Annotated in this window: 32 protein-coding genes and 1 other RNA gene; 17 read left to right on the forward strand and 16 right to left on the reverse strand. The window is 55.9% G+C overall.

Translation table 11 applies throughout. The features are described 5' to 3' along the window. Nucleotides 1-56: 56 nt before the first annotated feature. The 7 genes from bluB to ffh all read right to left on the reverse strand — a co-directional run bounded on the left by bluB (nucleotide 57) and on the right by ffh (nucleotide 4,638). The gene (gene bluB, locus PH7735_RS13445) at nucleotides 57-686 is read right to left on the reverse strand and encodes a 5,6-dimethylbenzimidazole synthase (RefSeq protein WP_058311921.1); all 630 of its coding nucleotides are present in this window, start codon (nucleotides 684-686) and stop codon (nucleotides 57-59) included. Between the two features lie 17 nt (nucleotides 687-703). Continuing rightward, nucleotides 704-1,069, reverse strand: a complete 366-nt coding sequence (gene rpsP, locus PH7735_RS13450) for a 30S ribosomal protein S16 (RefSeq protein ID WP_058311922.1) — start codon at nucleotides 1,067-1,069, stop codon at nucleotides 704-706. Between the two features lie 68 nt (nucleotides 1,070-1,137). Then, complete coding sequence (locus PH7735_RS13455) at nucleotides 1,138-1,434, reverse strand: chorismate mutase (RefSeq protein ID WP_058311923.1); 297 nt, start codon at nucleotides 1,432-1,434, stop codon at nucleotides 1,138-1,140. Beyond that, nucleotides 1,427-2,032 (reverse strand): GNAT family N-acetyltransferase, encoded by a 606-nt coding sequence (locus PH7735_RS13460; protein ID WP_058311924.1) that lies wholly within the window; start codon nucleotides 2,030-2,032, stop codon nucleotides 1,427-1,429. The genes PH7735_RS13455 and PH7735_RS13460 overlap by 8 nt, the downstream gene beginning before the upstream one ends. Beyond that, nucleotides 2,032-2,586, reverse strand: a complete 555-nt coding sequence (locus PH7735_RS13465) for a GNAT family N-acetyltransferase (protein WP_058311925.1) — start codon at nucleotides 2,584-2,586, stop codon at nucleotides 2,032-2,034. The genes PH7735_RS13460 and PH7735_RS13465 overlap by 1 nt, the downstream gene beginning before the upstream one ends. Further along, nucleotides 2,583-3,122, reverse strand: coding sequence for a GNAT family N-acetyltransferase (locus PH7735_RS13470; RefSeq protein WP_058311926.1), 540 nt, complete (start codon nucleotides 3,120-3,122; stop codon nucleotides 2,583-2,585). Before PH7735_RS13470 ends, PH7735_RS13465 begins: the two co-directional genes overlap by 4 nt. A 4-nt stretch (nucleotides 3,123-3,126) precedes the next feature. After that, nucleotides 3,127-4,638: a signal recognition particle protein gene (ffh, locus tag PH7735_RS13475; protein WP_058311927.1), complete on the reverse strand. Its 1,512-nt coding sequence runs from the start codon at nucleotides 4,636-4,638 to the stop codon at nucleotides 3,127-3,129. Between the two features lie 324 nt (nucleotides 4,639-4,962). On the opposite strand from ffh, the gene PH7735_RS13480 reads away from it, so the two are divergent. Continuing rightward, nucleotides 4,963-6,738 (forward strand): Hint domain-containing protein, encoded by a 1,776-nt coding sequence (locus tag PH7735_RS13480; RefSeq protein WP_058311928.1) that lies wholly within the window; start codon nucleotides 4,963-4,965, stop codon nucleotides 6,736-6,738. A gap of 95 nt (nucleotides 6,739-6,833) precedes the next feature. Then, a complete protein-coding gene (locus PH7735_RS13485) occupies nucleotides 6,834-7,373 on the forward strand; it encodes a prolyl-tRNA synthetase associated domain-containing protein (RefSeq protein WP_058311929.1) in 540 nt (179 codons plus the stop codon). Nucleotides 7,374-7,461: 88 nt separating this feature from the next. Here PH7735_RS13485 and PH7735_RS13490 read toward each other — a convergent pair whose 3' ends face one another. Further along, on the reverse strand, nucleotides 7,462-8,004 hold the full coding sequence (locus PH7735_RS13490; protein ID WP_058311930.1) for an FMN-dependent NADH-azoreductase: 543 nt from the start codon (nucleotides 8,002-8,004) through the stop codon (nucleotides 7,462-7,464). 112 nt (nucleotides 8,005-8,116) lie between these two features. On the opposite strand from PH7735_RS13490, the gene PH7735_RS13495 reads away from it, so the two are divergent. From PH7735_RS13495 to PH7735_RS13505, 3 genes are all read left to right on the forward strand, one after another. After that, nucleotides 8,117-8,998, forward strand: a complete 882-nt coding sequence (locus tag PH7735_RS13495) for a LysR family transcriptional regulator (RefSeq protein ID WP_058311931.1) — start codon at nucleotides 8,117-8,119, stop codon at nucleotides 8,996-8,998. Next, nucleotides 8,995-9,879 (forward strand): DMT family transporter, encoded by an 885-nt coding sequence (locus tag PH7735_RS13500; RefSeq protein WP_058311932.1) that lies wholly within the window; start codon nucleotides 8,995-8,997, stop codon nucleotides 9,877-9,879. Before PH7735_RS13495 ends, PH7735_RS13500 begins: the two co-directional genes overlap by 4 nt. A gap of 103 nt (nucleotides 9,880-9,982) precedes the next feature. Beyond that, the gene (locus PH7735_RS13505) at nucleotides 9,983-10,819 is read left to right on the forward strand and encodes a cytochrome c (RefSeq protein WP_058311933.1); all 837 of its coding nucleotides are present in this window, start codon (nucleotides 9,983-9,985) and stop codon (nucleotides 10,817-10,819) included. A 6-nt stretch (nucleotides 10,820-10,825) separates the two neighbouring features. On the opposite strand, the gene PH7735_RS13510 is transcribed toward PH7735_RS13505, so the two are convergent. Then, nucleotides 10,826-11,161 carry an ArsR/SmtB family transcription factor gene (locus PH7735_RS13510; RefSeq protein WP_058312253.1) on the reverse strand — a complete coding sequence of 112 codons (336 nt, stop codon included), beginning with the start codon at nucleotides 11,159-11,161 and terminating at the stop codon, nucleotides 10,826-10,828. A gap of 230 nt (nucleotides 11,162-11,391) precedes the next feature. Between PH7735_RS13510 and PH7735_RS13515 the strand changes: the two genes are divergently transcribed. From PH7735_RS13515 to PH7735_RS13540, 6 genes are all read left to right on the forward strand, one after another. Beyond that, nucleotides 11,392-11,721: an AtpZ/AtpI family protein gene (locus PH7735_RS13515; protein ID WP_058312254.1), complete on the forward strand. Its 330-nt coding sequence runs from the start codon at nucleotides 11,392-11,394 to the stop codon at nucleotides 11,719-11,721. 3 nt (nucleotides 11,722-11,724) lie between these two features. Further along, nucleotides 11,725-12,483, forward strand: coding sequence for a F0F1 ATP synthase subunit A (locus PH7735_RS13520; protein ID WP_058311934.1), 759 nt, complete (start codon nucleotides 11,725-11,727; stop codon nucleotides 12,481-12,483). A 52-nt stretch (nucleotides 12,484-12,535) separates the two neighbouring features. After that, nucleotides 12,536-12,760 carry a F0F1 ATP synthase subunit C gene (locus PH7735_RS13525; protein WP_022572950.1) on the forward strand — a complete coding sequence of 75 codons (225 nt, stop codon included), beginning with the start codon at nucleotides 12,536-12,538 and terminating at the stop codon, nucleotides 12,758-12,760. Between the two features lie 88 nt (nucleotides 12,761-12,848). Further along, complete coding sequence (locus PH7735_RS13530; protein ID WP_058311935.1) at nucleotides 12,849-13,391, forward strand: F0F1 ATP synthase subunit B'; 543 nt, start codon at nucleotides 12,849-12,851, stop codon at nucleotides 13,389-13,391. Nucleotides 13,392-13,396: 5 nt separating this feature from the next. Further along, entirely contained in the window at nucleotides 13,397-13,954 is a 558-nt protein-coding gene (locus tag PH7735_RS13535) for a F0F1 ATP synthase subunit B (RefSeq protein WP_058311936.1), read from the forward strand. 186 nt (nucleotides 13,955-14,140) lie between these two features. After that, nucleotides 14,141-14,332 carry a hypothetical protein gene (locus PH7735_RS13540; RefSeq protein WP_058311937.1) on the forward strand — a complete coding sequence of 64 codons (192 nt, stop codon included), beginning with the start codon at nucleotides 14,141-14,143 and terminating at the stop codon, nucleotides 14,330-14,332. A 16-nt stretch (nucleotides 14,333-14,348) separates the two neighbouring features. On the opposite strand, the gene PH7735_RS13545 is transcribed toward PH7735_RS13540, so the two are convergent. Then, nucleotides 14,349-14,987 carry a ribonuclease T2 family protein gene (locus PH7735_RS13545; protein ID WP_058311938.1) on the reverse strand — a complete coding sequence of 213 codons (639 nt, stop codon included), beginning with the start codon at nucleotides 14,985-14,987 and terminating at the stop codon, nucleotides 14,349-14,351. 132 nt (nucleotides 14,988-15,119) lie between these two features. On the opposite strand from PH7735_RS13545, the gene PH7735_RS13550 reads away from it, so the two are divergent. After that, nucleotides 15,120-15,878 carry a DUF1013 domain-containing protein gene (locus PH7735_RS13550; protein WP_058311939.1) on the forward strand — a complete coding sequence of 253 codons (759 nt, stop codon included), beginning with the start codon at nucleotides 15,120-15,122 and terminating at the stop codon, nucleotides 15,876-15,878. Between the two features lie 98 nt (nucleotides 15,879-15,976). Here the strand turns inward: PH7735_RS13550 and recR are convergent, their stop codons facing one another. The 3 genes from recR to PH7735_RS13565 form a co-directional block, all read right to left on the reverse strand. Beyond that, nucleotides 15,977-16,567, reverse strand: coding sequence for a recombination mediator RecR (gene recR, locus PH7735_RS13555; protein ID WP_058311940.1), 591 nt, complete (start codon nucleotides 16,565-16,567; stop codon nucleotides 15,977-15,979). Nucleotides 16,568-16,654: 87 nt separating this feature from the next. Beyond that, nucleotides 16,655-16,999, reverse strand: a complete 345-nt coding sequence (locus PH7735_RS13560) for a YbaB/EbfC family nucleoid-associated protein (RefSeq protein WP_058311941.1) — start codon at nucleotides 16,997-16,999, stop codon at nucleotides 16,655-16,657. An 83-nt stretch (nucleotides 17,000-17,082) separates the two neighbouring features. Then, a complete protein-coding gene (locus PH7735_RS13565) occupies nucleotides 17,083-18,837 on the reverse strand; it encodes a DNA polymerase III subunit gamma/tau (RefSeq protein ID WP_058311942.1) in 1,755 nt (584 codons plus the stop codon). 201 nt (nucleotides 18,838-19,038) lie between these two features. On the opposite strand from PH7735_RS13565, the gene ypfJ reads away from it, so the two are divergent. Beyond that, nucleotides 19,039-19,878, forward strand: a complete 840-nt coding sequence (gene ypfJ, locus PH7735_RS13570; protein WP_058311943.1) for a KPN_02809 family neutral zinc metallopeptidase — start codon at nucleotides 19,039-19,041, stop codon at nucleotides 19,876-19,878. Continuing rightward, complete coding sequence (locus PH7735_RS13575) at nucleotides 19,875-20,357, forward strand: phosphatase domain-containing putative toxin (protein ID WP_233488319.1); 483 nt, start codon at nucleotides 19,875-19,877, stop codon at nucleotides 20,355-20,357. The genes ypfJ and PH7735_RS13575 overlap by 4 nt, the downstream gene beginning before the upstream one ends. Nucleotides 20,358-20,434: 77 nt before the next feature. Here the strand turns inward: PH7735_RS13575 and ffs are convergent. Continuing rightward, an RNA gene (gene ffs / locus PH7735_RS20340) (signal recognition particle sRNA small type) lies at nucleotides 20,435-20,533 on the reverse strand. A 45-nt stretch (nucleotides 20,534-20,578) separates the two neighbouring features. Beyond that, a complete protein-coding gene (locus PH7735_RS13580) occupies nucleotides 20,579-22,450 on the reverse strand; it encodes a bifunctional 2',3'-cyclic-nucleotide 2'-phosphodiesterase/3'-nucleotidase (protein WP_058311945.1) in 1,872 nt (623 codons plus the stop codon). Nucleotides 22,451-22,667: 217 nt separating this feature from the next. On the opposite strand from PH7735_RS13580, the gene nudC reads away from it, so the two are divergent. Together nudC and PH7735_RS13590 are read left to right on the forward strand one after the other, a co-directional pair. Beyond that, nucleotides 22,668-23,636 (forward strand): NAD(+) diphosphatase, encoded by a 969-nt coding sequence (gene nudC / locus PH7735_RS13585; protein ID WP_058311946.1) that lies wholly within the window; start codon nucleotides 22,668-22,670, stop codon nucleotides 23,634-23,636. A 35-nt stretch (nucleotides 23,637-23,671) separates the two neighbouring features. After that, nucleotides 23,672-24,139 (forward strand): SRPBCC family protein, encoded by a 468-nt coding sequence (locus tag PH7735_RS13590; protein WP_058311947.1) that lies wholly within the window; start codon nucleotides 23,672-23,674, stop codon nucleotides 24,137-24,139. Nucleotides 24,140-24,171: 32 nt separating this feature from the next. Here the strand turns inward: PH7735_RS13590 and PH7735_RS13595 are convergent, their stop codons facing one another. After that, nucleotides 24,172-25,008, reverse strand: coding sequence for a prephenate dehydratase (locus PH7735_RS13595; protein ID WP_058311948.1), 837 nt, complete (start codon nucleotides 25,006-25,008; stop codon nucleotides 24,172-24,174). A gap of 117 nt (nucleotides 25,009-25,125) precedes the next feature. On the opposite strand from PH7735_RS13595, the gene PH7735_RS13600 reads away from it, so the two are divergent. Then, nucleotides 25,126-25,653, forward strand: coding sequence for a c-type cytochrome (locus tag PH7735_RS13600; protein ID WP_058311949.1), 528 nt, complete (start codon nucleotides 25,126-25,128; stop codon nucleotides 25,651-25,653). The last annotated feature ends 60 nt before the right edge of the window (nucleotides 25,654-25,713 follow it).

The following is a 25,713-nucleotide window of genomic DNA, read 5'->3' on the forward strand; positions in this document are numbered from 1 at the left end:
AAGAGCAACCCGTTGGGCCCGTGAGTGCGACAGAAAACGTCTCGAATGCCGAGGGCTTAGCGCGTTTCCAGCGGCAGTTCCTGCCGGCGGGCTTCCCAGCCGACGGTTTCAAGTTCGGGCGTGTCCGACATCGCCTGAGGATATCCCACACAAAGGTAGGCCACCAGTGACCAGTTTTGGGGCACTTCCAGATCACGGTTCAATTGCTCGGGGTCAAGAATAGAGACCCAGCCGACACCAAGACCACGCGCGCGGGCGGCCAGCCAGAAAAGATTGATCGCCCCAACCACGGAATACCGCCGCATTTCCGGCATGGTGCCAGCTCCAAGACCGTGACCCTTGGGTGTGGTTTCATCACAGTAGATGGCAAATTGAACCGGCGCGTCCGTCATTCCGGACAGTTTCAGCTTGGAATAGTGCGCGGCTTTTTCGCCGGCATATCCTGCCAGGGCATCCGCATTGGCGGTTCTGTAATTCTCGAATGCGGCCGTGCGTGCGGCGGCACTGTGGATACGGATAAGACGCCATGGTTCGGAAAGCCCCACTGAAGGGGCCATCAGAAACGCGTCGAGGCACTCTGATAAGAGTGCCTCGTCCACCGTATCGGTGCGGAAGCTGCGTACATCACGCCGCCACCGCATCAACTGTGCGAGGTCGTTCTGGAACGATTCGGTAAATTCGGTCATCCCAGAGCGCGCCCTGCTTAGTCTTCTGCAGGTGCTTCAGCAGCGTCAGCGGCCTTGGCTGCTTTTTCTTCAGCACGTTCTTTGGCTTTTTTGCCTGGCTCACCCTTTTTAGGGTTGTTGCGGTCGGCTTTTGGCAATGTGCCCGAAGCTTCGAGGAAACGTGCAACACGGTCAGTCGGTTGAGCGCCTTGGTCCAACCAGTACTGAACGCGTTCCATGTCCAGTTTCACGCGCTCTTCGCTGTCTTTGGGCAGCAGTGGGTTGTATGTGCCGAGCTTTTCGATGAAGCGACCATCGCGAGGCATACGGCTGTCAGCCGCAACAACGCGATAAAAAGGACGTTTTTTCGAGCCGCCGCGGGCGAGACGAATTTTCATAGCCATGGTGAATACTCCTGTTTTAGCTATTTGAGGGGCAGCGCCCCGTCATTCCTGTTGTGCCTGTACCAGCGTTACTGCTGGTGTTTCTTGTGGTGCCTGATGACCTCATCGATGATGAAGTTCAGGAATTTTTTTGCGAATTCCGGATCAAGATCGGCGCGTGTGGCCAGATCTTCCAGGCGTGCAATCTGCGATGCTTCGCGGTTTGGGTCCGAAGGCGGCAGGTCGTGCTCTGCCTTCAGTTTGCCCACCGCTTGGGTGTGCTTGAAACGCTCGCCCAATGTGTAGACGAGGATCGCATCCAGACGGTCGATGCTTTCGCGATGTTCTTTGAGCACCTCGGCGGCGCGGGTCACGGCGTCAGTCAAGAGCGTATCCTTTCGGTTTGAACATCGGGTCGGCGTAATGGCTGATTTCCATTTCGATCCCGTGATTGATCTGGCTGTCAGACAGTTGTTCGGCGCTTGGGTGGCGATACACAACGTCATGGTTGTCGACAGTTTTGGCGGACTTGTCTTTTTGGGCGCCAAGACGTTCGGCCAAACGGATCGAGTCGAGGTTTTTCGGGTCGAGATACGACACGGCGCTGTCCCATCCGAGCTCACCATAAAAGTACTTGCGCGCGGCATGTGTGGCCTCAAGCGCATAGCCTTGACCGGCGGCGTCGGGCCAAATGATCCAGGCAAGTTCTTTTTCGGGCCAGGCTGCTGGCATCCAGCCACCCGCCATACCGTAGGTTTCGTCGGTTTCTTTGTCGTGGATCATCCACATGCCGTACCCGCGAATGTTCCAGTGGCCGATCTCGGCCGCATAGAGCATCCACGTTTCATAGGCATTCAACGGACCGCCCATAAACCGCGAACGATAAGAGGCAAAAGTCGCCTTGAAGTTCGGGTAATCCTCGGGCTCGGGGCCGCGCAGGACAAGACGTTTGGTTTCGATAATCGGGATGTTCTTGGTTGCCATTACGCGTAGGCCTCCATGCCGCCATTCACGAGCGAATCCGGTGAGGGATGCCGCCAGATTTCGGTCGTGCCGTATTCGGGTTCTTCGTAAAACTTTTCGAACGAGGCTCCGAGCCGCCGTGCGACGGCCTTGGAGGCCGTGTTCTCGGGGGCGATGCATGAGATCGCCGTGTCCCAGCCCAGCACGTCATAGGCGTGGGCGCGCGAGGCCATGGCGGCTTCGGTCGCCAGACCCTTGCCCCAGGCATGAGGCATCAGCGTCCAGCCGATCTCACGTCCGATCCATCCGTCGGGATACCAGAGACCGACACGCCCGACATACTGGCCGGTTTCCTTGTCTTCGAGAGCCCAAAGGCCAAAGCCACGCAAAGCCCAGTGACCGGTGACCATTGCGATCGAACGCCACGCACGGTGCGGCGGCATCGGGCCGCCGACAAAGCGCGAGTCTTCGGTGGCCAGAAACGCCTTTTCGAAGGTGATATCGTCTTCGCAGAACGCCCGCATGATCAGGCGTTCGGTTTCAAGTGTCGGGATGGTGAAGGTCGTTGCGGTCATGCCACGGCCTCCGCCTTGAATGCCTCTGCGCCCAGATGGCGGAAAACCATCTCTTCGCCCATGTGGACGTTGTCATAGGTGCGCTCGTGGTGCGCGCCCATACGTTTCGCCAATGCAATAGACCGCGCGTTGGAAGGAACGATCTGCGACGTCATCGTGGTAAAGCCCATGTCGTCATAGGCCCAGGTCAGTGCGCGCTGTGCGGCTTCATAGGCAATACCTTTGCCCTCGGCCCCGTCAAACACGACCCAGCCCAGCTCGGGTTCGGGCCAGCCTTCGGGGTTCCAAATGCCAACAATGCCAGCCGGAGCGCCCGTGGCTTTGTCCACAACCGTAAAATAGCCGTAGCCGTGGATGTGCCAATGTCCCACGCTCAGCGCGAACCAGCGCCACGCATCACTGCGGTTGGTGCAGTGCCCAAACCCTTTTGCGCGCTGTTCATCGCACAAAAACGCGATCACGGCCTCGGCATCCCCAACGAGGGGGCCGCGCAAGATCAGGCGTTCGGTTTCAAGAGTGGGGGCGTTGGTCAGCATGGTCTTACTTTTTCTTCCCGAATCCGCTGAGACCGGGGGGCAGGCCGCCGCCGCCAAGACCGGGCAGACCACCGGGCAGCTTGCCGCCCATGGCCTTGGCCGCTTGTTCCAGCGCCTTGGGGTCCATTGCAGACGGGTCCATTCCGGCAGGCAAATCGCCGCCTTTGCCCATCATGCCTTTCATGGCTTGCTTGAGCATGCCGCCTTTGCCCATTTTGCCCATCTTCTTCATCATGTCGGACATCTGACGCTGCATCTTGAGCAGTTTGTTCAGCTCGCTCACTTCCATGCCCGCACCTGCGGCGATCCGCTTTTTGCGGCTGGCTTGCAGGATCTGCGGGTTGGCGCGTTCCATCTTGGTCATCGAATTGACCAGCGCGACCTGACGTTTGATCATCTTGTCATCAAAGCCGGCTTCGGACACCTGTTTCGACATCTTGGCCATGCCGGGCATCATGCCCATCACGCCTTCCATGCCGCCCATCTTTTGCATCTGTTCCAGCTGCATTTTCAGGTCGTTCATGTTGAAGCGGCCCTTCTGGAACCGTTTCATCATGCGTTCGGCTTGTTCGGCCTCGATGGTTTCCTGCGCCTTTTCGACCAGCGCAACAATATCGCCCATGCCGAGAATACGGCCTGCGATTCGATCCGGCTCGAAGGTTTCCAGCGCGTCCATCTTTTCGCCAAGGCCGACGAACTTGATCGGCTTGCCTGTGACCGCGCGCATCGAAAGCGCTGCACCACCGCGACCGTCACCGTCCATACGTGTCAGGACAACGCCCGAAATGCCGATCTTGCCGTCAAACTCTTCGGCGACCTCGACAGCGACCTGACCGGTCAGACCATCCACAACCAAAAGCGTTTCGCGGGGTTTAACCACATCGCGGACATCTTCGACCTCTTGCATGAGGACTTCGTCAATTTGCAGACGGCCCGCAGTGTCGAGCATATAGACGTCATAGCCACCCAAGGTGGCCTGCTGCTTGGCGCGCTTTGCGATTTGTACGGCGGTCTCGCCTGCAACAATCGGCAAAGTGTCGACGCCGATCTGTTGGCCCAGAACCTGCAACTGTTGCATCGCGGCCGGACGATAGATGTCGAGCGAGGCCATCAGAACGCGTTTGCCGTTCTTTTCCGTCAATCTTTTCGCAAGCTTACCGGTTGTCGTGGTCTTACCCGAACCTTGCAGACCCACCATCAGGATGGGGGCTGGCGCATTGTCGATCTTCAACTCGCCACGTTCGTCGTCGTCGCCTGCGAGAACATGCTGCAGCTCGTCGTGAACGATTTTGACAACCTGTTGGCCGGGGGTGATCGACTTGGTCACCGCTTGGCCGGTTGCCTTGGATTGAACCGCTTTGACAAAATCGCGAGCCACCGGAAGCGAGACATCGGCCTCAAGCAGGGCAACACGCACTTCGCGCAGGGCGGTTTTGACATCGTCTTCGGACAGGGCGCCTTGTTTTGTCAGCCGGTCAAATACACCGGAAAGGCGTTCGCTTAGATTTTCAAACATCGCTCTTTCGGCTCCTTTTCACCGTTTCAATGTGGTCCGAACATAAGCACGCACCGCTCAAGTACCAGTCCAAATGCACGAAGGCCCCCGTGGGCGAAACTCGCTGACGGGGGGCGATCCCTGCACTAGGCAATGGGACCGGAAGCATTAACAGACTTCCGGATGTGGGCCGCGTTTATCTCTGGTGTCCCCAAGAGTCAAGCAACACAGGTCTTGGCCTTCGCCCGAAAGGTTCCCCGAAATCGTCCTAGGCTCACCCTAGTTCGACCTCAATCGCATTCTACCAAAATAATGAGGCAGTGTGTTGAGGTAAAAGCGAGCAAAATGCTCAATCCGGGAGACATCATATTCGTCGGTTGGGACGGGGATCACGACGACGTCGCGTTTGTGACGACGGTCGATGTGCCTGCGGGCGAGGTGATCTATTTTACCGACAGCGAATGGAATGGTTCCAGCTTCAACAACGGCGAGCAGCTCATTGAATGGGTGGTGCCCGCCGGAGGAATTGCCGCTGGTTCCCTGATGACGCTGGACATGGACAATTCCACCAACAGCGCACAAGTGATCGAAGGGGGCGATTTGTCCGGCCCCACCAGTGGCACAATAGATTACATTCAAGGCGGCGGAAATCTGGCGCCTGTGAACGAAATGATGTGGGCCTTTCAGGGCACGCGCGTCGGTGATGATGTCACGGCCGAGAATTTCATTTCCGTCATCGGCAACGAAGCAGACGGCGGCAACAATGCCACGCCAAACCTGTCAAACACCGGGCTCACCTCGGACAATGGCGCGATCATTATTGATGGCGACCATGACTATATGGTTTTCGATGGCTTCGATGCCTTGCCGGATCCGCTTACAGGACAAGGTGTCATCGACGCCGTTTCAGACACGTCGAACTGGACCGTGGATGGCGGTGGCCGAAATGGAGATGATAATAATCCTCTGATCAATGACGGCTTTACAAACATCACCCCGGTTCGGGTTTATGATGAAACCGACGTTACAACGCTTTACTTCTCTGGCGACAATGTCGCCTTCATTTCTGACGTATCCTCAAGCGATAGCGATGTTTCAACAGATTTGACGGTGTCCGAGCAGCCGTTTCTTTCCACGGATGTTATTGAAATAGACATTCTAAACAGTTCTATCCGTGCGGATGGAGAGTTTGATTTTGATGAGGTGATCTTTACCTCGGTGCGTGTCACCCGAGACGGTGCGACCTATGAATTTGTGGTGAACGACGGGTCAAAGGTTAAAGAATCCGGCGCCGAAGAGGATGAGTCCGGACAGGCGATTGAGCAGGGCGACACCTTCTTTATCACCAACGATGACGTGAACAGCTTTGTCGCGGCTCCTCTTGGTTTTTCGCCCTTTGCGGGGGTTCCCAGCGGGCAAATGGCGTTCGCTTTAGATGCGGTGTTTGTTGACGGCGGTGTGACCAACATCGTGCGCGAACAGGGCTTGGTGGATGGGGATGGTGATCCAGTCGGGACCATCAATGCCAATTTTTTCACCGGATTAAGCGAATTACCCCCTCCGCCTTGTTTTACGAGGGGCACCTTGATTGAAACGGCTTTGGGGTCTGTCGCCGTAGAGGATTTGTGCATCGGTGATCTTGTCGTCACGAAAGACACAGGCTTGCAGCCTGTGCGATGGATTGGGCGGCGCGAGGTGCCTGCCACCGGCAAGCTGCGACCAGTGGTTTTCGCGGCAAGCGAAATTGGAAATCAGCGCGAAATGCGTGTGTCGCAACGACACCGGATGCTGGTCTCTGGATGGAAGGCCGAACTGGTGATGGGTGTCGAAGAGGCATTGGTTCCGGCACGACACATGGCGGAAATGGGCATCGGTCGCATTTGTGGCGAGGGCGGGCAGGTTGAGTACTTTCACCTTCTTTTTGACCAGCATGAGATCATTTTTGCCGAAGGGGTGGCAACCGAAAGCCTTGATCCGGCTTGGCTCAGCAGTATGGCGTCGGATGACCCGGGCATCGAAGAGGTGCGCAGCCTCTTTCCCGAAGTCTTTGAAGGTACCGTGGCAGGTACAACTGCACGCCCTGTTGCGCGGGCCTTTGAGGCGCAGCTGATGCTGAGCTGATCAAATTGGCGATTTTGTAACAGTCAGATTGCGCATGGCGTCACATTGAGGCAAACCGCCTCTAAGACTTGCTTGGACCAAACGGGAAATCGCGCATGGACGCTTCTTCGACATATCAGGACAGTTTGCCAATATCTTCGGATGCTTTGCTGGAACAGCTTCGCTCTCTGGGCCTGTCCTTTACCTATCACGAGCATGTGCCACTTCGGACGGTTGAGGACGCAAAGGGCGTTGAACGCGGATTGATCGAAGATGGGGAAATCCCGTTTCGCGTTAAAAACCTTTATCTGCGTGACAAGAAAAAGCGCAACTACCTGATCACGCTCGAACAGGATCGGGAGATTGATCTCAAGGCGCTTGGGGCGCGTTTGGGGGTTGGAAACCTGTCATTCGGATCTGCGGATCGATTGCTTGAAAATCTTGGAATTCGACCGGGTGCCGTGAGTCCTCTTGCGATGGCGACGGGCGGGTCAAAAGGCGTGCGCCTGTTCATTGATGCCGCCGCCCAAAACGCGGATCGCATTTACATGCATCCTCTGGTCAATGATCGGACTATCGGCATGACGCCTGCGGATTTGCTGACCTATTTTGCCCAGATCGACGTTGCCCCTGAATGGCTTGATCTGGACGCGTGAACCCGATTTGCGGCGGGGTTTCAGCGTTGGCAAGTAAAAGTGTGCGAAAAGCGGACCCGCGCCGGGGTCCGCTATTCCCGTGTCGTGCTTACGCAGCCTTGGCGGCAACCTCGTTGCCCTCAATGTCGAGAATAGTCACGTCAGTGATGCCCACAAATCCGAGAACCTGACGCAAATAGGCCGAGGCAAAGTCATACTCGGTTCCCAGTTGCACGCCGCCGGTGGCAATCGTGATGATCGCCTTTTTACCTTCCAGCAATCCCTTTGGTCCTGTTTCGGTATAGGTGAACGTGACTCCGGCGCGGGCGATTTGATCGATCCATGCCTTGAGCACGGCCGGAATTGAAAAGTTATACATCGCAGTGCCGATCACGATTGTGTCTGCTGCCTGAACCTCGGCCACAAGTTCATTCGAAAATTCGAGCGCTTTGACCTGCGCCGCATCGCGTTCGTCGGGCGCCATGAAGGTGCTTGTGACCCAGGTCGCATCCAAAAATGGCAATCCTTGAGCAAGATCGCGCGTGAGCACGGTGTCTGCATTCTGGTCCGCGACGATTTCAGATGACTTGATACGTGAGAGAGAGCCTTCGGTGCGGGCCGAAGAGTTGATGTGCAATACTGTGTGGGTCATTGGGGTGTTCCTTGCTGAATGTCTTGTCTGCTATCTAAATTGGTCATTGCAAAATTGAACGCAATCTTATCAAATGCACCTTGTCTGTTTATAATTGCACAGGATCGCTGGTATGGATAACTGGGATGAAATACGCACGGCCTATCAGGTTGCGCGCATGGGCACCGTGAGCGGGGCTGCCGAAGTTCTGGGCGTGCACCATGCCACCGTTATCCGGCATATCGATGCGCTTGAAACGAAACTGGGGGTGAAGCTTTTCCAGCGTCACGCGCGGGGCTATACGCCGACCGAGGCTGGCGAAGACATGTTGCGTGTCGGCAAAGCCACGGATGACCAGTTTTCGCAACTCGAGGGCCGCATCAAAGGGGGCGGCGATGCCATGTCCGGAGAGCTGGTCGTGACCTCTCTTGAAAGCATGTCGCCGTTGTTGGTGCCGGTACTGACCGAGTTTCAGGAAGCGCATCCCGATATCGTTGTCAGATACCTGACCGGCACGCGGTTGTTCCGTTTGGAATATGGTGAAGCACATGTTGCCCTGCGCGCCGGACCGGCGCCCGAAGAACTCGATAACGTCGTACAATCACTGGGGCGTCTCGAGATCGGGCTTTTTGCAGGTGCTGCCTATATCGACAAACACGGTCTGCCCAAAAGTGAAGATGATCTGGCAGGGCATCGGTTTGTTGGGCCTGACGACTCACGTGTCAAAGCCCCGTTTCTGCAATGGATGAACGACAACGTAAAACGGGATCAGGTCGTTTTTCGGACAACGGACTCTCTCGCCAATGAAAACGCTGTGCTGGCTGGTGCAGGTATCGGGTTTTTGCCCAGATGGGTGACCATCGAGCATCCCGAGCTGGTTGAGGTTTTCCCCGCCCGTCCCGAATGGAGCGGTCAATTGTGGTTGGTGACCCATGTCGATCTGCATCGCACCACCAAGGTGCAGGGCTTTCTGTCGTTCCTGAAAGAGCGTGCAAAGGGCTGGAGCTGCGAATGACGCCATCCGCTCGCGGCCATTTGGCCATGCTTTTGTTCTCGGCACTTGTGGCGGGGTCATTTTCCCTTGGGGCGCTTGCTGCGAACGAGATTGCACCTGCGGCCCTGAATGCCGTGCGATTTTTGATCGCGGGCGTGGTGATCGGAGCGGTCGCATTGGCAACCACGGGCATCCCGCGGGAAGCGTTAAAGGCCCCTTGGCGTTACTTGGTCCTTGGCGGTTTGTTCGCGGCGTATTTTGTCTTGATGTTCGAGGGGCTGAAAACGGCGGTTCCTGTGAGTGCTGCTGCGGTCTTTACGCTGACTCCGATTATGTCAGCGGGATTTGGCTATCTTCTTTTGCGGCAGATAACGACGCCACGCATGGCATTGGGATTATCGATTGGCGCCGTTGGCGCGTTGTGGGTGATCTTTCGTGCAGATTGGCAGATTTTCCGAGAGTTCAGAATTGGTCAGGGAGAGGTTCTGTACTTCTGGGGCTGTGTCTCGCATGCGATCTATACACCAATGGTGCGCAAACTAAATCGTGGCGAAGCGCCGGTTGTGTTCACCTTCGGGATGCTGGTTGCCGGCTTTATTATACTGACGGTCTATGGCTGGAGCGATATTCGCGCCACGGATTGGGCTGCTCTTCCCGCAATTGTGTGGATCACGGTGGTGTATCTCGCGATTTTTGCATCGGCGGCCACATTCGTGCTTTTGCAATTTGCTACGTTGAACCTGCCGAGTGCCAAGGTGATGGCCTATACCTATCTGGTGCCCAGTTGGGTCATCTGCTGGGAGATCGTACTGGGCCATGGCGCACCGACGGGTCTTATTCTTGTTGGTGTCGCAATGACAGTGGTGGCCCTGTTGCTTTTGCTCAGAAATGAACACGACTAATCACGGTTAATCGCGTGTTTTAGGCGATTTTGGCGATTTGATGTATCGTGCCCGCATATTAACTTGGCGGCTTGCCGCTCTCTTATAATGAGGAGGGTATAGTATGCGTTTGAACTTTGTTGCTCTGTTTTTATTTATGACGACCTCGTGGGCTATGGCAGAAGTGTCAGTTGAACGTGGGGAATACCTTGTGCGCGGGCCTGCGGGATGCGGGAATTGCCACACACCGCAGACACCGACAGGTCCGGAAATGTCCAAAGAATTCGGCGGCACTCTGGTCGAGAAAAATCCTGCATTCGAGGCATGGGCGGTGAATATTACGCCCGCAAGCAGGATCGCCGGCTGGAGCGATGACGAGCTTGCCAAAGCCATCCGCGAGGGCATCCGTCCGGACGGTACGGTGATCGGGCCACCCATGCCAATGTCCCTGTATCGCGGTTTGTCAGATGATGATCTTTATTCGATTGTCGCCTTCATGCGCACGGTGCCAGCCGTCGAGAACGAAACGCCTTTTTCCACCTACAACATCCCGCTGCCTCCGGCCTATGGGCCGCCGGTGACGAGTGTGTCTGCGCCCGCGCGTGAAGTAAGCGTTGCCTATGGTGCCTATTTGGCAGGACCTGTCGCGCACTGCACGGAATGCCACACGCCAATGGGGGAACGTGGCCCTAAATTCGACACCCACCTTGGGGCAGGCGGGTTTGAGTTCCACGGTCCTTGGGGCACCTCGGTTTCGCCGAACCTCACTTCGCATGCGGACGGGCTGGCCGGATATTCTGATGAAGATCTTAAAGCTATGATCACCAAAGGCATGCGTCCGGACGGTTCACGTATGATGCCACCAATGGGATATCATCACTATGCGGCCATGACGTCTGACGATCTGGACGCGGTTGTCATGTACTTGCGACAGTTGCCGCCGCTTCCTGACGGGCACTGACCCCTGTCAGGGATCAACTGTCTCTTGAAGTTCCTCTTTCAGGAACCTTTCGAACGCGTCGAGGTTGACGGGTTCGAACTGACCAAACCCCTGCATCCAGACACTTGCAGACCGCATGGCGTCGGGCTGCAGTTTACACCACTTGACCCGGCCTCGTTTCTCTTGGCTGATGAGGCCCGCTTTGGTGAGGATCACCAGATGCTTGGAGATCGCCGCCAGTGACATGTCAAACGGGTCGGCGACATCGGTGACAGCCATGTCATCTTCCAGCAACATAGAGAGGATTGCTCTGCGTGTTGGATCGGCAAGAGCGGAAAAGACTGAATCGAGCGCATCTGACATGCTTTCCATAAACAGCGCCCCTCGCGTATCGTCAACCATTTGGTTGAATAACGCAAAAGCCCCAAATCCATCGAAATCTGCCTGCGACGGAATCGCACCGTAAAACCTAGCGCTCATAAACTTGTTTTATTTCAGCGTCTTAGATCCGTTCAGGAAGGGGCGTCTGCGCGGTTGACTCAGAGCGTGCTGCACCGTAGCAATGCCACAACGTTTGAACGGGGAATATGCGTGTGACCGATCCCGAACACCAAGAGCGCATGGCGCAACTGGAGCAAAGGATTGAGGCGGTCAAAAAGACCCAAGCCCCTAAGCCCCGGGCAGACGAGCACTATTCGGCGGCCAATCTGGCATGGCGCATGGTGATCGAATTAGTTGCCGGTCTTGGGATCGGTTTTGGCATCGGATACGGGCTTGACCTGTTGTTGGGAACTATCCCGATCTTTCTGGTGCTGTTTACAATGTTGGGTCTGGCCGCCGGTATCAAGACGATGCTGCGCAGCGCCAAAGAGATCCAAGAGGAACAAGAGGCCGAATTGGCCGAGAGAAACGAGAGGGACTAAGACGTGGCAAGCGAAGCACACGGCGCCGAAGAGGGCGGTCTTGTATTCCATCCGATGGACCAATTTATCATTAAGCCACTGTTTGGTGGTGATACGATTGCTTGGTACACCGTCACCAACGCAACTTTGTGGATGGCACTGTCAGTTGTAGCTGTCATCGTGCTGATGGTTCTGGGGACACGTAGCCGCGCTATCGTTCCAAGCCGCTCGCAATCGATTGGCGAGCTGGCATACGGCTTTATCTACAAAATGGTTGAAGATGTGGCTGGTAAGGACGCGATCAAGTTCTTCCCGTACATCATGACACTGTTCATGTTCATCGTAATGGCCAACTTCCTTGGCTTGCTGCCAATGTCCTTCACAACCACTTCGCACTTTGCGGTGACAGTTGTTCTGGCGCTGCTGGTGTTCCTGACAGTAACCATCGTTGGTTTCGTCAAGAACGGCGTTGGGTTCCTTGGCCTCTTCTGGGTTTCGTCGGCACCTCTGGCGCTGCGTCCGATCCTGGCCATTATCGAACTGATTTCCTATTTCGTGCGCCCCGTCAGCCACAGCATTCGTCTTGCTGGCAACGTGATGGCGGGCCACGCCGTGATCAAGGTTTTCGCAGGCTTCGCCGCGATCGCCGTTGTCAGCCCCGTTTCGGTGGTTGCGATCACCGCGATGTACGGTCTTGAGGTCCTCGTGGCCTTCATCCAGGCCTACGTCTTTACCATTCTGACTTGTGTGTATCTGAAAGATGCGCTGCATCCTTCGCACTAAAGTCTGAACTCGAACACTACCTATTAACTTCCAATCGTAAGGAGATACCCACATGGAAGGTCAACTCGCACACATCGGCGCAGGTCTCGCAGCAATCGGTTCCGGCGCAGCCGCCATCGGTGTTGGTAACGTTGCAGGCAACTACCTTGCAGGCGCACTGCGCAACCCTTCGGCAGCAGCATCGCAAACTGCCACACTGTTCATCGGTATCGCATTCGCAGAAGCACTGGGCATTTTCTCGTTCCTCGTTGCTCTGCTGCTGATGTTCGCCGTCTAATCCGAACGGAACCATCCTTACGTGCGGGTGTGGGCGCCGCTTTGTAGCGCCCCACTCGTAATCTAACGGAAGTTCCCAGGAGGACGACATGGCGACACAAACGCACGAAGCCGCAGGCCACGCCGCAGAAGTAGCCTCTGCGCCCGGCATGCCGCAGCTCGACTTCTCGAACTGGGGCAACCAGATTTTCTGGCTTTTGATCACGCTCACCGTGATCTATTTCGTCCTGTCGCGCATCGCGCTGCCGCGCATTGCCGCGGTTCTGGCCGAGCGTCAGGGGACAATTACGAATGACATCGCCGCAGCCGAAGGGCTGAAGGCGAAAGCCGTTGAAGCTGAAGAGGCCTATAACAAGGCTCTTGCAGATGCGCGTGCAGAAGCACAAAACATCGTTGCTGAGGCTAAGGCCGAGATTCAGGCCGGTCTGGATGCTGCAACCGCCAAGGCGGATGCCGAAATCGCAGCCAAAGCTGCCGAGTCGGAAAAGGCAATCGCCGAAATCCGCGCTGGTGCTCTGGAAAGCGTTAAGGAAGTGGCAACCGATACGGCGAACGAAATCGTCGCAGCACTGGGTGGACAAGCAGATGATGCTACCATCGCAGCCGCTGTAGACACACGGATGAAGGGGTAAGAGACATGCGTAAACTAGCAACTCTCGTCGCTCTGACAGCTGCTTCACCAGCTTTTGCTGCAAGTGGTCCGTTCTTTTCGCTGACAAACACGAACTTCATCGTGACGATGGCGTTCATCCTCTTCATTGCTGTTCTGTTCTACTTCAAAGTTCCTTCCATGTTGGGTGGAATGCTGGACAAACGTTCAGAAGGCATTCAATCCGAATTGGACGAAGCGCGCGCCCTGCGTGAAGAAGCACAGACTTTGCTGGCCTCCTACGAGCGCAAGCACAAAGAAGTGCAGGAACAAGCAGACCGCATCGTTGAACATGCTAAATCTGAAGCAGCAAATGCCGCCGAACTGGCCAAGCAGGACCTGCAAGAATCGATTGCGCGCCGTCTGGCCGCTGCCGAGGACCAGATCGCATCTGCCCAAGCTGGCGCAGTGAAAGAAGTTCGCGACCAAGCGATTGCCGTAGCTATCAGTGCCGCAAACACAGTTATCGCCAAACAGATGACTGCTGCCCAAGGCAACAAGCTGATCGACGAAGCGATTGCTGAAGTGGACGCTAAACTGCACTAATCAGCGTTTAGCTTATTGAATTTTGGACTCGGCCCGAAAGGGCCGGGTCCTTTTTCTTTGCCAAAGGTGAATTTGAAGTACTTGTTTTAAAGTGGAACTATTTATCGCAAAATACATCTTAAGATAGAAATCTTTAGCGCGTTCCCAGTTATTTTTTTAGAAGACACTGAAAATGGGAAGGGTCATATGATGGTCCCAAAATTGGTTAAAAAGGGAGGTCAGCCTTCCGAACCCGAAGCCCCAGGTCGGAGCTATCAGGTAGGTGAAACTCAGAAAGATACGCCCAAACGTGAATACCGTTTGCCTGAAAAGCTTTTAGTTTTTACAGTGGGCGTCCTGACGATTGTTTTGTTTTTAGAAATTTTCGGCGTGATTTGAGGATGTTGCGCTGAAGCTAACGCACAGGATCAAATCGCGCATTTGACAATGAACAATCTCTAACGACATCTTGGCCACATGGAACAGGCGAGAGATCTTTAGACAAGCACACTCGCGCCTCTTGGATAAAGCTGTCACGACATGTGATCGTTATCATGTCGGGCTCAAGCTGTGGGTTTGCTTTCAAAAAGGCATCTTCAACAACTGAGGCGGGCAGTTTGATCGTCTTGTCCAGTTTGCGAAAAACAGCGGGACGAGTGACACTTTCATAGGCTTTCCGCGACAACGCATAATACCCCTCGGCAGACAGGCCAGAACAGCGCCCGTGCTTTTTCCACTGATACCAAGCAAGTCCGGATGTCCCCATGATGTCTGCCATTTCATGTGTCATGGATTTTGGGGGATTCCGGTGTACGGTGTTACAGAATTCAGGCCATCCGCGATGGTATTGCGGCCAGAGACCGTGCAGCACCCAGCCGAAGTCTTCATCATAGTCACATTGGGGCGAGTTTCGTGCATCGCCTTCGATGGCGCACCAGTTCGGTGACCAGCTCAGTGCCATGACATAATAGTCGAATTCGCCCGATTTGTGGGTTTGTGCCGACGCCGAAGTTGCAAGCAAAAGCATGCCGAGCAGGATTTTCACGATTTGCATTCACTCTTCCCTTATTCCAACGTTGCTACTATATAGGCCAGAAGTTCCCCGACAACGGAAACCCGCACCCTTCAAAAGGTGCCGCCTGCGAAGTCAGGCAACGGGGAAGATATATGTGAAGGAGAAGTGCAAATGGCTAAATTGCTGCACCCCAAGGCGACTGCCGTATGGCTTGTGGATAACACCACACTCAGCTTCAAACAGATTGCTGATTTTGTCGGTATGCACGAACTGGAAATCCAGGGCATCGCTGACGGCGATGTGGCAACCGGTGTGAAGGGCTTTGACCCTGTCGCCAACAGCCAGCTGACCCAGGAAGAGATTGACGCGGCCGAAAAGAACCCGCTGCTCAAGCTCAAGCTGAAATTCAACGCCGCTGCTGCTGGTGAAGAAAAGCGTCGTGGTCCTCGTTATACACCGTTGTCGAAACGTCAGGACCGTCCGGCCTCGATCTTGTGGTTGGTCAAATTCCACCCGGAACTGTCCGACGGTCAGGTTTCGAAACTTGTCGGAACAACCAAACCGACAATTCAGGCGATCCGCGAGCGGACGCACTGGAACATTGCCAACATTCAGCCGATTGATCCCGTTGCCTTGGGCCTGTGTAAGCAGTCCGAGCTTGACGCCGTTGTGCAAAAAGCCGCTGCCAAGAAAGCCGCAGACGGTAGCGTGATGAGCGATGATGAACGTCGCAAGCTGGTGTCGACCGAACAGTCGCTGGACATGGAAGCCGAGCCCAGAATTCCTTCGGCGATTGAAGGTCTTGAGACATTCTCGCTTACTGACAACGACACCAACGATGAAGATGATCCAAGCAAGAGCGACTACTCGGACGCTGACAGCTTTTTCAATCTTCCCGGAAGCGATACCGACGAAGACGAGCAGCCCTGATTTTCAGGTCCGCAATCAAGTCTCTAGGCCGTTCCGATTGGGGCGGCCTTTTTTGTTTAAGAGGGGAGGGAAGCGCACCTTTTGCGCCTGACAGTGGCCTAGAGCGCCTTGCGCGCCGTAAGCGCCGCGCCGATGGTACCTTCGTCCAGATAATCCAGCTCGCCACCAATCGGGACACCTTGCGCCAAGGATGTCAGGCGCACGCGCTCCTCGAGTTGATCCGCGATATAATGGGCTGTGGTTTGGCCATCCACAGTAGCATTCAGCGCAAGGATCACTTCGGAAATATGTTCGGACTCCACCCTGTCTAGCAATCGGGGGATCGAGAGGTCTTCGGGACCAACGCCGTCCAGCGGAGACAAAGTTCCTCCCAACACATGATACCGGCCTCGAAACACATTGGCTCGTTCCATCGCCCACAGGTCAGAGACGTCTTCCACCACGCAAAGCTCGCCCGTTGCGCGTTTTTCATTACTGCAAATATCGCAAATCTCGGTTGTGCCGACATTCCCGCAATTCAGGCATTCCCGCGCTGTGACAGCAACGGCCTGCATCGCATCTGACAAAGGTGTCAAAAGCAATGCGCGTTTGCGGATCAGGTGAAGCACCGCACGGCGGGCAGAACGAGGGCCAAGCCCGGGGAGCTTGGCCATCAGTTCGATAAGGTTTTCAATTTCATTGTTGCTCATGACACACCCTATGCATCGCGCAGTTTAGAGAAAAGCTGACGCATTCTGATTGGTGAAAGCAAGATGAAACCGGGGGTTGGCACCCGTTTAGAAAGGCATCTTGAAGTCAGCCGGAAGGCCAAGATCACCCGCGATCTTTTGCATTTCTTCCTGAGCCCGTTCTGCGGCCTTGGTTTGCGCGTCTTTGATGGCAGCAAGGATCAGGTCTTCGACAACTTCTTTGTCGTCACCGTTAAAGATCGACGGGTCGATATCGAGCGCCTTGAGTTCGCCTTTGGCGGTGGCGGTCGCTTTGACCAGGCCTGCACCGCTTTCGCCGGTGACCGTCACATTGTTCAGGTCTTCTTGCATCTGGGCCATTTTGGCTTGGGCTTCCTGAGCCTGCTTCATCATTTTGGCCATGTCGCCAAGTTGACCGAGTCCTTTAAGCATTCTTTGTCTCCTGCGTATTCGGGGCGGCTCTGCCGCGGAAAGGGGTGAAGTCTATATCGTATCTGTTGCGGCGAAGGGCAAGATCAGTCCTCTTCAAAGGGATCCCATTCGTCTTCGACCTCTGGCAGCGCATCGGCCAAAGCTTCGTTAGCAATCTCTTGTTGGGTTTTGATCTCGGTGATCTTGGCTTTCGGGAAAAGCTCGATCACGGCTTGTACCATCGGATGCTTTAGGGCTTCGTCCCGCAGAGCATTTTCGGCGGCGTTCCGTTTTTCAACGATGGTTTCTGTGCCGCCCTGATTCACCAATGTCACGGCCCAACGATTACCGGTCCACGACTGAAGCCGCGCACCCAAGCGTTGTGCAAGATCGGAAGGGGCCGTCGGGGTGGGTTCGAATTCAATCCGCCCGGGGCGATAGCTGACCAAACGCAGATCCGCCTCGACATCCATCAGCAGCTTGCCGTCACGGTTTTTGCGGATCAATTCGATCACATGGTCAAACGTGGCGTAACGCGCCAGTGCATCATCCACCTGCGGCGCCAAAGCCGTGACTGTGCCACCCGCCGCGCCGGAAACCTGAGACGTGCCATAGGCCGTTGCATTCCCTCCTGCGCCACCGGCAATCTGGCCTCCGCCACCGCCGGGTCCACCTGTCGGAACAGGCGGCACAGGCGTATTTTGCAGTTTGCGCACCAATTCCTCGGGGCTGGGCAGGTCTGCGACATGGGTCAGGCGAATAATCGCCATTTCGGCCGCCATCATCGCATTGGGGGCAGCGGCGACTTCTTCCAGCGCTTTCAAAAGCATCTGCCACATGCGTGTCATCACGCGCATCGGCAGCTTGCCAGCCATATCAATACCGCGTCCGCGTTCATCCGGCCCGATTGTAGGATCATCAGCGGCGTCAGGCGTGATTTTGACAACACTCACCCAGTGGGTGATTTCTGCCAGATCCCGCAGCACAGCCATCGGATCGGCGCCATCCGCATATTGTGCGGACAACTCGGAAAGGGCCGCAGCAGCATCCCCTTTCATAATCATATCGAAAAGATCGAGCACACGCCCACGATCCGCAAGCCCGAGCATGGCACGCACCTGATCGGCGGTGGTTTCTCCGGCGCCGTGGCTGATGGCCTGATCCAGCAATGACGTCGCATCCCGGGCCGAGCCTTCGGCGGCGCGCGTGATCAGGGCCAGCGCCTCGTCTGTGATCTCTGCACTCTCGGCCGTGGCGATCTTGCGCAGGAGCGCAATCTGGTCTTCAGGTTCGATGCGGCGCAGGTCAAACCGCTGACACCGCGACAGAACGGTAACGGGCACTTTGCGAATCTCGGTTGTCGCAAAGATGAATTTGACGTGTGCGGGCGGTTCCTCCAGCGTTTTAAGCAATGCGTTGAAGGCGCTGGTCGACAACATGTGAACTTCGTCGATGATGTAAATCTTGTAGCGGGCACTGGCCGCGCGATAGTGCACACTGTCGATGATTTCGCGGATGTCGTTTACGCCGGTACGGCTGGCGGCATCCATCTCCATGACATCGACATGGCGCCCTTCCATAATCGCCTTGCAGTGCTCGCATTCGCCACAAGGTTCGGTTGTCGGGCCACCATTTCCGTCGGGGCCAATACAGTTCATGCCCTTGGCGATAATACGGGCGGTGGTCGTTTTCCCCGTTCCGCGAATGCCGGTCATGACAAAGGCTTGTGCAATCCGGTCCGCCTCAAACGCGTTTTTAAGCGTGCGCACCATGGCCGTTTGCCCAACGAGGTCGACAAAGGTCTCGGGGCGATATTTGCGGGCGAGTACCTGATAGCCTGTGTCGGGTGTGTCGGTCATAAGGTGCTTTCGGTGCAGGTTCGGATTCGTAGTCGATTGACAAGGTATGCCGGGCAGAGCGGCGCGTCTACCGGATTGCCAAGGCTTTCTGTGTCATCCGCGCCGTTGGGCCAATGTTGCGCTGGCAAGTGTCGCGCCCTATTGGCCAGAGACCCGTGGTTGGGGTAAAGTTTGCAGGGATTAAAGTGAGTAGGGTACGGTATGCGTCTGCGCGGGGTTCGAAAAAGTCAAAATGTAGAAGATCGTCGCGGACGCGGTGGCGGGCGTGGTCTTGGTCTTGGTGGGGTTGGGCTTTTGGTTGTTCTGGCAATCGGATATTTCGCCGGCATCGATATGACCCCTTTGCTTGAGAACGCGACTGCGCCACAACAAAGCAGTGCATCCCGTGAATTGTCAGACGAAGAACAGCAAGCAGGCGCCTTTTCCGCCGCGGTGCTGGGAACAACCGAACAGGTCTGGGACCGCGTATTCCAAGAGCAATTGGGGCAGGTCTATCAACCGCCCGTCCTTGTCTTGTTTTCCGGTGTGACCCAAAGCCCTTGCGGAGGCGCGAGCGGCGCGACAGGCCCTTTTTATTGTCCTGCCGATGAAAAGGCGTACCTCGACACAGACTTTTTCGCCACCATGGCCCGCCAATTGCAGGCAGGAGGTGATTTCGCTGCGGCTTATGTGATCGCGCATGAGGTCGCCCACCATGTTCAAAACGAACTAGGTATACTGGGCGAGGTAAACAGAGTGCGGCAACGGGTTTCCGAAGTCGAAGCCAATGCGCTGACCGTTCGGTTAGAGTTGCAGGCGGATTGCCTGTCCGGAGTTTGGGCGCGCAACGTTGACGGATTGTTGGAACCCGGTGACATGGAAGAAGCCCTAAACGCGGCGCGCATGATTGGTGATGACCATTTGCAGGCGCGCGCAGGGCGCGTCCCGCAACCCCACACCTTTACACACGGGACGTCGGCCCAACGCGCCGGTTGGTTCAAGCGCGGATACGATAGCGGTGAAATTCGGGTATGTGACACCTTTGGAGCATCACGCTTGTGAGCTTTGAAATTGCGTCTCTAGAAGCAGGCGGGGGCACCTTGGGAATATGTCCGATTCCCGGGCGGGACGGGGGCTATGCCGCCGATTTGGATTTGCTACTTCAATGGAAGCCGCAGATGGTTTTGACCATGACCGAACGGGTGGAACTTGAGCGTGTTGGCGCGAGGGACTTTGCCCAAGACCTTAGAGACGCTGGCATCGACTGGATACACTTGCCGATCCGAGATTTCGGGGCACCACAGGGCCAAACTCTGGATCGATGGGCGCAGGCCAGTGCAAACGTCAAAACCATCTTGAACGATGGCGGGCGTGTTCTGGTGCATTGTTTTGGGGGATGCGGACGGTCGGGCATGGCGATCATGCGAGTGATGGTGGAACTTGGTGAAGAACCGGATGCGGCGCTGGCGCGGCTGCGCAGTGTGCGGCCATGCGCCCTTGAAACTGCACGCCAGATAGACTGGGCGCGCAACGGTCAATAGAGCACGCCGGCAACAGAAGGGCGTTCAAGCCGCGCGCAAATGCGAGTTCGCCGGGCTACAAAACGTAAGAGGGAATAAGGTGAGAGGTTGGACATCGACCCAAGCGGGGCTCGTTGTGGCTGCTTCCTTCCGGACCTGACCAGGTTGGCGAGGCGCCTGCCCGCGCCAACCTCTCGAGGGGTCATATATGCGGTCGGTGCGTCTGATGCAAGCCGAAGCCGTCACGCAAGATCATAACGACAGAGTAAAAATCCGTCGGGCTGTTTCGAGACAAGGGTCACATCCGATGACGTCTGCAAATAGGGTTGCGCGGCGGGCCCGGTTGGAAACGTGGCCGCCGCACCAGAAACCGGCGCGAAGGCCCATGGGCATTGTGGTTTGCCCAACCTCCCATCAACATCTACCAGATAGGCAGTGATCAGATCGCGTACCTTGGTCGTCTTTTCCAGAATGATCCGGTCGGGCGTGATGTGAGGGACATACCCCCCGCCTCCAGCGCGATAGTTGTTTACCGCAACAACGAATTTTTGGGCCGGATCAATTGGTGCCCCTTCAAACTGGACGTCATGTATGCGGTTTGCGGCTGGGTTCTGAATACTGCCATCGCGGCCATATCGGGCGGGTTGGGACAGGTCGATTCTGTACCGCACTCCAAAAATTGTATCGCTGTTGTACGGGGGGAACTCAGGATCAAGCAAAGGCTGGTCCCCTTGATCCGGCAGAATCTGGCGATAGATGCTCGCGGACATTTCTAACCAGTCTACAAGCTCGGCTCCTGTCATGACCAACGCACAGATGTCATTCGGGAAGTATTGGAGATCGGTAATGTGGCTGAGGGCGATAGGTCCCGCCGGTATGTCGGTGAAATGCGCCGTCCCGCCACGACCGCCGCATTTCTGTGGCGCACTTGCCGAGAGCAGCGGAAGTTCCGCATAGGGGGTGCCGGACAGCTGTGCCTTTACGTATCGGGCTTGTGCTTCGGCCACGACCTGAACGCCCATGTTGCCGGGCAGCAGACCAAAATAGCTGTGAAGGGGTTGATCAACGCGCCCCACGGGGCGGCGAATTTCGTCCAGAAGCCAGTTGTGGGCTGGTTGCAGGATCTCGACCAAAGCAGGGTCTTCTTGGGCCGCCTCGGGGGAGGCATCCAGCAATTCGGCATGCACCGAAGTGACGCTCCATCCGGAGTCTGTTGGTGATAGAGTCAGGTCGAACTTGCCGAGAAAACGCCCGCCCGCCGCCGGCATTAGTGCCGGAGTGCCATGTATACGCGCGTTTTCAGGATCAAGTGCGGGGTGATCCGGTTGACCTTTACCCGGAAAGGCGAGGTGGGAATGTCCCAGAACAAGCGCATCAATCCCTTTGATGTCCGCGACGCCAACACCGGCGTTTTCCATGCCCGCAAACACCGGCACACCACTTAGGCCGGTATGGGCCAAGGCAATGATGACATCTGCCCCCTGCGATTTGAGGGAGGCCACACAGTCACGAGCCGTTTGCACGATGTCATGAGCAACCAGTTTTTCACCGATCCGCGAGCGATCCCAGCTTAATACCTGCGGCGGCATCACACCAAAAATCCCAATCTTGATGGTGTGCTGTGCACCTTCTTGATCGGTGACGGCCCGCTCAAGCATGACGTGGGGCTGCCATACACCTTTTGTTTCCGCAGCACCCGCCTTGGTTGGCACAAGATTGGCGCAAAGGCAGGGGAAATGGGCACCGGACAATGTACCCTTCAGGGCGCTCAGAGACAGGTTGAATTCGTGGTTCCCCAAAGCGGCCGCATCATATTTCAAATGGTTCATTGCCGAGATCACTGGATTTTCGAGCGTGTCCGGTGGCGACAGGTCAACGAACAGGTCCGACAAAGGAGTGCCTTGCAGGAAATCACCGTTATCCAGCAACAGCGTGTTTTCTGATTTGGAACGTTCCGTGGCAATCACGCTGGCGACACGGCAAAGCGCGGGACGGTCGGATGCTGCATCCGCGTAATAGTCATAAGACAGCAGGTTGGCGTGCACATCGCTGGTTGCGAGGACCGTAAGAGCAACATTTTTCGAGTTTGAATTGAGCACTGTATTGGCTGCCATTTCTGCATCGATAGTATTGAAAGAAAACAAGAAAACGAAAACGCACAAATTACCTGATTACAGAATCACCCTGACAGAAAATCTACAAGAGTAGAAATTCAGAAACTCCCCGGATCGAAAAGATATTGTGCATTCACATCTTTATGACGGTGAACGGCCACCTTTCGATTGCCCGCCCGCGCAAGGCATGGCAATCGGAAGGGAACAGGAGACGCACATGAAACATGCTGAAACGGTCACTTTTGGTGGTTCAGGTCTGGACCGGTTCGCGCATTTGCGCGGTGATGCCCAAGGATTAAGCAAAGCCAAGCAGTCTGCCGGAACAACCGCGATTTTGCTGTGGCGCGGCAAACCGTTGGTACATGCCGAGGATCGCGGGACACTTGTCCGGCTTCCGATGGATCATGTTGTGCTGAAGGAAGCGATTTCCGAGCCGATTTATCTCGGGCGGGAAGACAGCGGAGACTGCTTCGCCTACGATATTTCAAACTGGACGCCTGACGCCTTGGATAGTGATGCGCTGGACAGTTTCCTTGATCGCAGTGAACAGCATCATCCGCTTTTGGACGCGGGGCAGGTGTTTTGTGAACTGCGCGGTATCATGCCCGAACTGAGCGCAAGAGATGCGGAGCTGGCCGCGACGGCCAAGGCGGTTTTCGGCTGGCATCGATCCCACCGGTTCTGTGCCTTGTGTGGTGAGCAAAGCGTTATGGCTATGGCGGGTTGGCAGCGCGATTGCCCTTCTTGTGGGGGGCATCACTTTCCGCGCACCGATCCGGTTGTGATCATGTTGATCACGCGGGGCAACAACGTTCTGATGGGGCGCAGCCCGGGTTGGCCCGAAGGTATGTACTCGCTTCTTGCCGGATTTGTGGAGCCCGGAGAAACGCTTGAGGCCGCCGTGCGCCGCGAGGTTGTGGAAGAGGCCAACATCAAGGTCGGTGATGTCGAATATGTCGCCAGCCAGCCTTGGGCCTTTCCTTCATCCTTGATGTTTGGCTGTCGCGGCGAGGCATTGAGCGAAGAAATCACAGTGGATCCGGCCGAGCTGGAAGATGCCATGTGGGTCAGCCGCGAAGAGATGATGCAGGCCTTTACAGGGCAGCATCCTGTGCTGAAACCCGCGCGAAAAGGTGCAATTGCGCATTTCCTTCTGCGCAACTGGCTTGCAGACCGGATCGATTAACGCGAAACTGATAAAAACACCCTAAGAGCAGTGATATGGATATTTCAACAAAAGCAGATATGGACGTCCCGATCGCACAGGCTTTCGAGATGGTGACGGATTTTCCACGCCACGAGCGTTCGGCAATGCGACGCGGCGCCGAAATCTCTAGAACTGACACGCTCAAAGCGCCCGGTGTTGGCGCGGCCTGGAACATCCGGTTCGAATTGCGTGGCAAGACACGTGACATGTCTTTGGAGGTTGTTGAGTTTGACCGTCCGAACCAATTAGCGCTTGAGGGTACGTTGCAGGGTCTTGATTCGCGCATTGATGTGGAGCTTGTCGCCCTATCCCGCACCCGGACACGCCTGAACCTGCGGGCGAATCTCAAACCGCGCACTTTGACGGCGCGCCTGTTGCTGCAATCGGCCAAGCTGGCGTCCGGCAACATCAACAAACGTTTGAAGAATCGTATGGTCGCTTACGCAGAAGACATGGAAGCCCGCTATTCCAAGCTGGCTTAAACAGCCTTCAACCGGTCTTTTGGGCCGCTTATCTATAGATGGCGCGGCTCGGCAGACGGATAAACGCCCAAAATCGACAGCGAGTTGGTGAAATAATCCAGCTCTTCCAGCGCCCGCCGTACGGGCGGATCGTCGGGGTGGCCTTCAATATCTGCATAAAATCGCGTCGCCGTGAACGATCCGTCGACCATATAGCTTTCCAGTTTTGTCATGTTGACGCCGTTGGTCGCAAAACCACCCATCGCCTTGTAAAGCGCAGCCGGAATGTTGCGCACCTCAAAGACAAAAGTCGTCATCATCTCAAGTTCGCCACGGCGCGACATATCCGGTTCACGCGACATAATGACAAAGCGGGTGGTGTTGTGGCCGTGGTCTTCGATGTCTGACGCCAGAACATTGAGATCATAAATCTCGGCTGCCAACTCGGATGCGAGCACGCCTTCGGTTGTCGCGTCACTTTCCGCAAGCACTCTGGCTGCGCCCGCGCTGTCGGCAGCGGCGACGCCTTTGATGCCGTGCAGTTTCAGAAAATTCGCGGATTGTGGCAGCAAAACAAGGTGCGCACGCACCATGTCGATGTCTTCCAAGGTAACACCGGGTTGTCCCAAAAGGCTGATGCGGACGCGCACGAAAGCCTCGTCAACGATATGAAGCCCGCTTTCAGGCAAAAGACGGTGAATGTCGGCAACACGTCCATAGGTCGTGTTTTCGATTGGCAGCATCGCGAGGTCGGCCTCGCCGGTGCGTACAGCCGCGATCACTTCTTCGAAGGTATTGCACGGAAGGGCTTCCATATCCGGGCGGGCTTCGTGACAGGCCTGATGCGAATATGCGCCGGGTTCTCCCTGAAATGCGATGCGTTTGGTCATCTGTTGCTTTTCCGTCCTTTGCGCCAGCGTGGGCGTTTCGTCGCGGTAACTATACCTTGCGTTTGGTAAGAGGAAGCGGATAGATACCCCGCAAACGCCACGAGACGGAAACGTAGCATGTTTGACACGATGACAATGACCAAGACCCTCGGCGCACTGTGCGGGTCTCTTTTGATCCTTCTGCTGGGTGCATGGGCCGCAGAAACCCTGTATCACGTTGGTGGCGGTGGCCACGGCGATCACGCCGCACAGGCATATGTGATCGAAGTCGAAGGTGAAGACGGCAACGGTGCCGAAGAAGCCGAAGAAGGCCCGTCGCTTGAAGAATTGATTGCTTCAGCAGACGTTGCCAAAGGCGCAAAAGCCTTTAGCAAGTGTAAAGCTTGCCACAAGTTGGAAGACGGCGCGAATGCGACCGGCCCGCACCTGTTTGGTGTTGTGAACCGCGCAGTCGGTTCGGTGCCCGGATTTGGGTACTCTGGCAAACTGGTTGCAGTTGCAGACGTATGGTCGCCTGAAAACCTGAACGGATTTATTGAAAACCCCAAGAAATTCGCACCAGGCACCAAGATGTCTTTCTCTGGCATGAAAAAGCCAACAGATCGCGCAAACCTGATCGCTTATCTGGACAGCATCGGCAACTGATCGCGCGTCACAACAGAGTTAGTCAAAGGCCGCTGTAGAAATACAGCGGCCTTTTTCGTT

The sequence above is a fragment of the Shimia thalassica genome, assembly GCF_001458215.1.
Taxonomy (GTDB): domain Bacteria; phylum Pseudomonadota; class Alphaproteobacteria; order Rhodobacterales; family Rhodobacteraceae; genus Shimia; species Shimia thalassica.

Bases quoted from the DNA above. Each gene is read 5' to 3' on its own strand.
- bluB (WP_058311921.1), bottom strand. From the start codon at position 686: ATGACCGAATTTACCGAATCGTTCCAGAACGACCTCGCACAGTTGATG.
- rpsP (WP_058311922.1), bottom strand. From the start codon at position 1,069: ATGGCTATGAAAATTCGTCTCGCCCGCGGCGGCTCGAAAAAACGTCCT.
- PH7735_RS13460 (WP_058311924.1), bottom strand. From the start codon at position 2,032: ATGGCAACCAAGAACATCCCGATTATCGAAACCAAACGTCTTGTCCTG.
- PH7735_RS13465 (WP_058311925.1), bottom strand. From the start codon at position 2,586: ATGACCGCAACGACCTTCACCATCCCGACACTTGAAACCGAACGCCTG.
- PH7735_RS13470 (WP_058311926.1), bottom strand. From the start codon at position 3,122: ATGCTGACCAACGCCCCCACTCTTGAAACCGAACGCCTGATCTTGCGC.
- ffh (WP_058311927.1), bottom strand. From the start codon at position 4,638: ATGTTTGAAAATCTAAGCGAACGCCTTTCCGGTGTATTTGACCGGCTG.
- PH7735_RS13480 (WP_058311928.1), top strand. From the start codon at position 4,963: ATGCTCAATCCGGGAGACATCATATTCGTCGGTTGGGACGGGGATCAC.
- PH7735_RS13485 (WP_058311929.1), top strand. From the start codon at position 6,834: ATGGACGCTTCTTCGACATATCAGGACAGTTTGCCAATATCTTCGGAT.
- PH7735_RS13490 (WP_058311930.1), bottom strand. From the start codon at position 8,004: ATGACCCACACAGTATTGCACATCAACTCTTCGGCCCGCACCGAAGGC.
- PH7735_RS13495 (WP_058311931.1), top strand. From the start codon at position 8,117: ATGGATAACTGGGATGAAATACGCACGGCCTATCAGGTTGCGCGCATG.
- PH7735_RS13500 (WP_058311932.1), top strand. From the start codon at position 8,995: ATGACGCCATCCGCTCGCGGCCATTTGGCCATGCTTTTGTTCTCGGCA.
- PH7735_RS13505 (WP_058311933.1), top strand. From the start codon at position 9,983: ATGCGTTTGAACTTTGTTGCTCTGTTTTTATTTATGACGACCTCGTGG.
- PH7735_RS13510 (WP_058312253.1), bottom strand. From the start codon at position 11,161: ATGTCAGATGCGCTCGATTCAGTCTTTTCCGCTCTTGCCGATCCAACA.
- PH7735_RS13525 (WP_022572950.1), top strand. From the start codon at position 12,536: ATGGAAGGTCAACTCGCACACATCGGCGCAGGTCTCGCAGCAATCGGT.
- PH7735_RS13530 (WP_058311935.1), top strand. From the start codon at position 12,849: ATGGCGACACAAACGCACGAAGCCGCAGGCCACGCCGCAGAAGTAGCC.
- PH7735_RS13535 (WP_058311936.1), top strand. From the start codon at position 13,397: ATGCGTAAACTAGCAACTCTCGTCGCTCTGACAGCTGCTTCACCAGCT.
- PH7735_RS13540 (WP_058311937.1), top strand. From the start codon at position 14,141: ATGATGGTCCCAAAATTGGTTAAAAAGGGAGGTCAGCCTTCCGAACCC.
- PH7735_RS13545 (WP_058311938.1), bottom strand. From the start codon at position 14,987: ATGCAAATCGTGAAAATCCTGCTCGGCATGCTTTTGCTTGCAACTTCG.
- PH7735_RS13550 (WP_058311939.1), top strand. From the start codon at position 15,120: ATGGCTAAATTGCTGCACCCCAAGGCGACTGCCGTATGGCTTGTGGAT.
- recR (WP_058311940.1), bottom strand. From the start codon at position 16,567: ATGAGCAACAATGAAATTGAAAACCTTATCGAACTGATGGCCAAGCTC.
- PH7735_RS13560 (WP_058311941.1), bottom strand. From the start codon at position 16,999: ATGCTTAAAGGACTCGGTCAACTTGGCGACATGGCCAAAATGATGAAG.
- PH7735_RS13565 (WP_058311942.1), bottom strand. From the start codon at position 18,837: ATGACCGACACACCCGACACAGGCTATCAGGTACTCGCCCGCAAATAT.
- ypfJ (WP_058311943.1), top strand. From the start codon at position 19,039: ATGCGTCTGCGCGGGGTTCGAAAAAGTCAAAATGTAGAAGATCGTCGC.
- PH7735_RS13580 (WP_058311945.1), bottom strand. From the start codon at position 22,450: ATGGCAGCCAATACAGTGCTCAATTCAAACTCGAAAAATGTTGCTCTT.
- nudC (WP_058311946.1), top strand. From the start codon at position 22,668: ATGAAACATGCTGAAACGGTCACTTTTGGTGGTTCAGGTCTGGACCGG.
- PH7735_RS13590 (WP_058311947.1), top strand. From the start codon at position 23,672: ATGGATATTTCAACAAAAGCAGATATGGACGTCCCGATCGCACAGGCT.
- PH7735_RS13595 (WP_058311948.1), bottom strand. From the start codon at position 25,008: ATGACCAAACGCATCGCATTTCAGGGAGAACCCGGCGCATATTCGCAT.
- PH7735_RS13600 (WP_058311949.1), top strand. From the start codon at position 25,126: ATGTTTGACACGATGACAATGACCAAGACCCTCGGCGCACTGTGCGGG.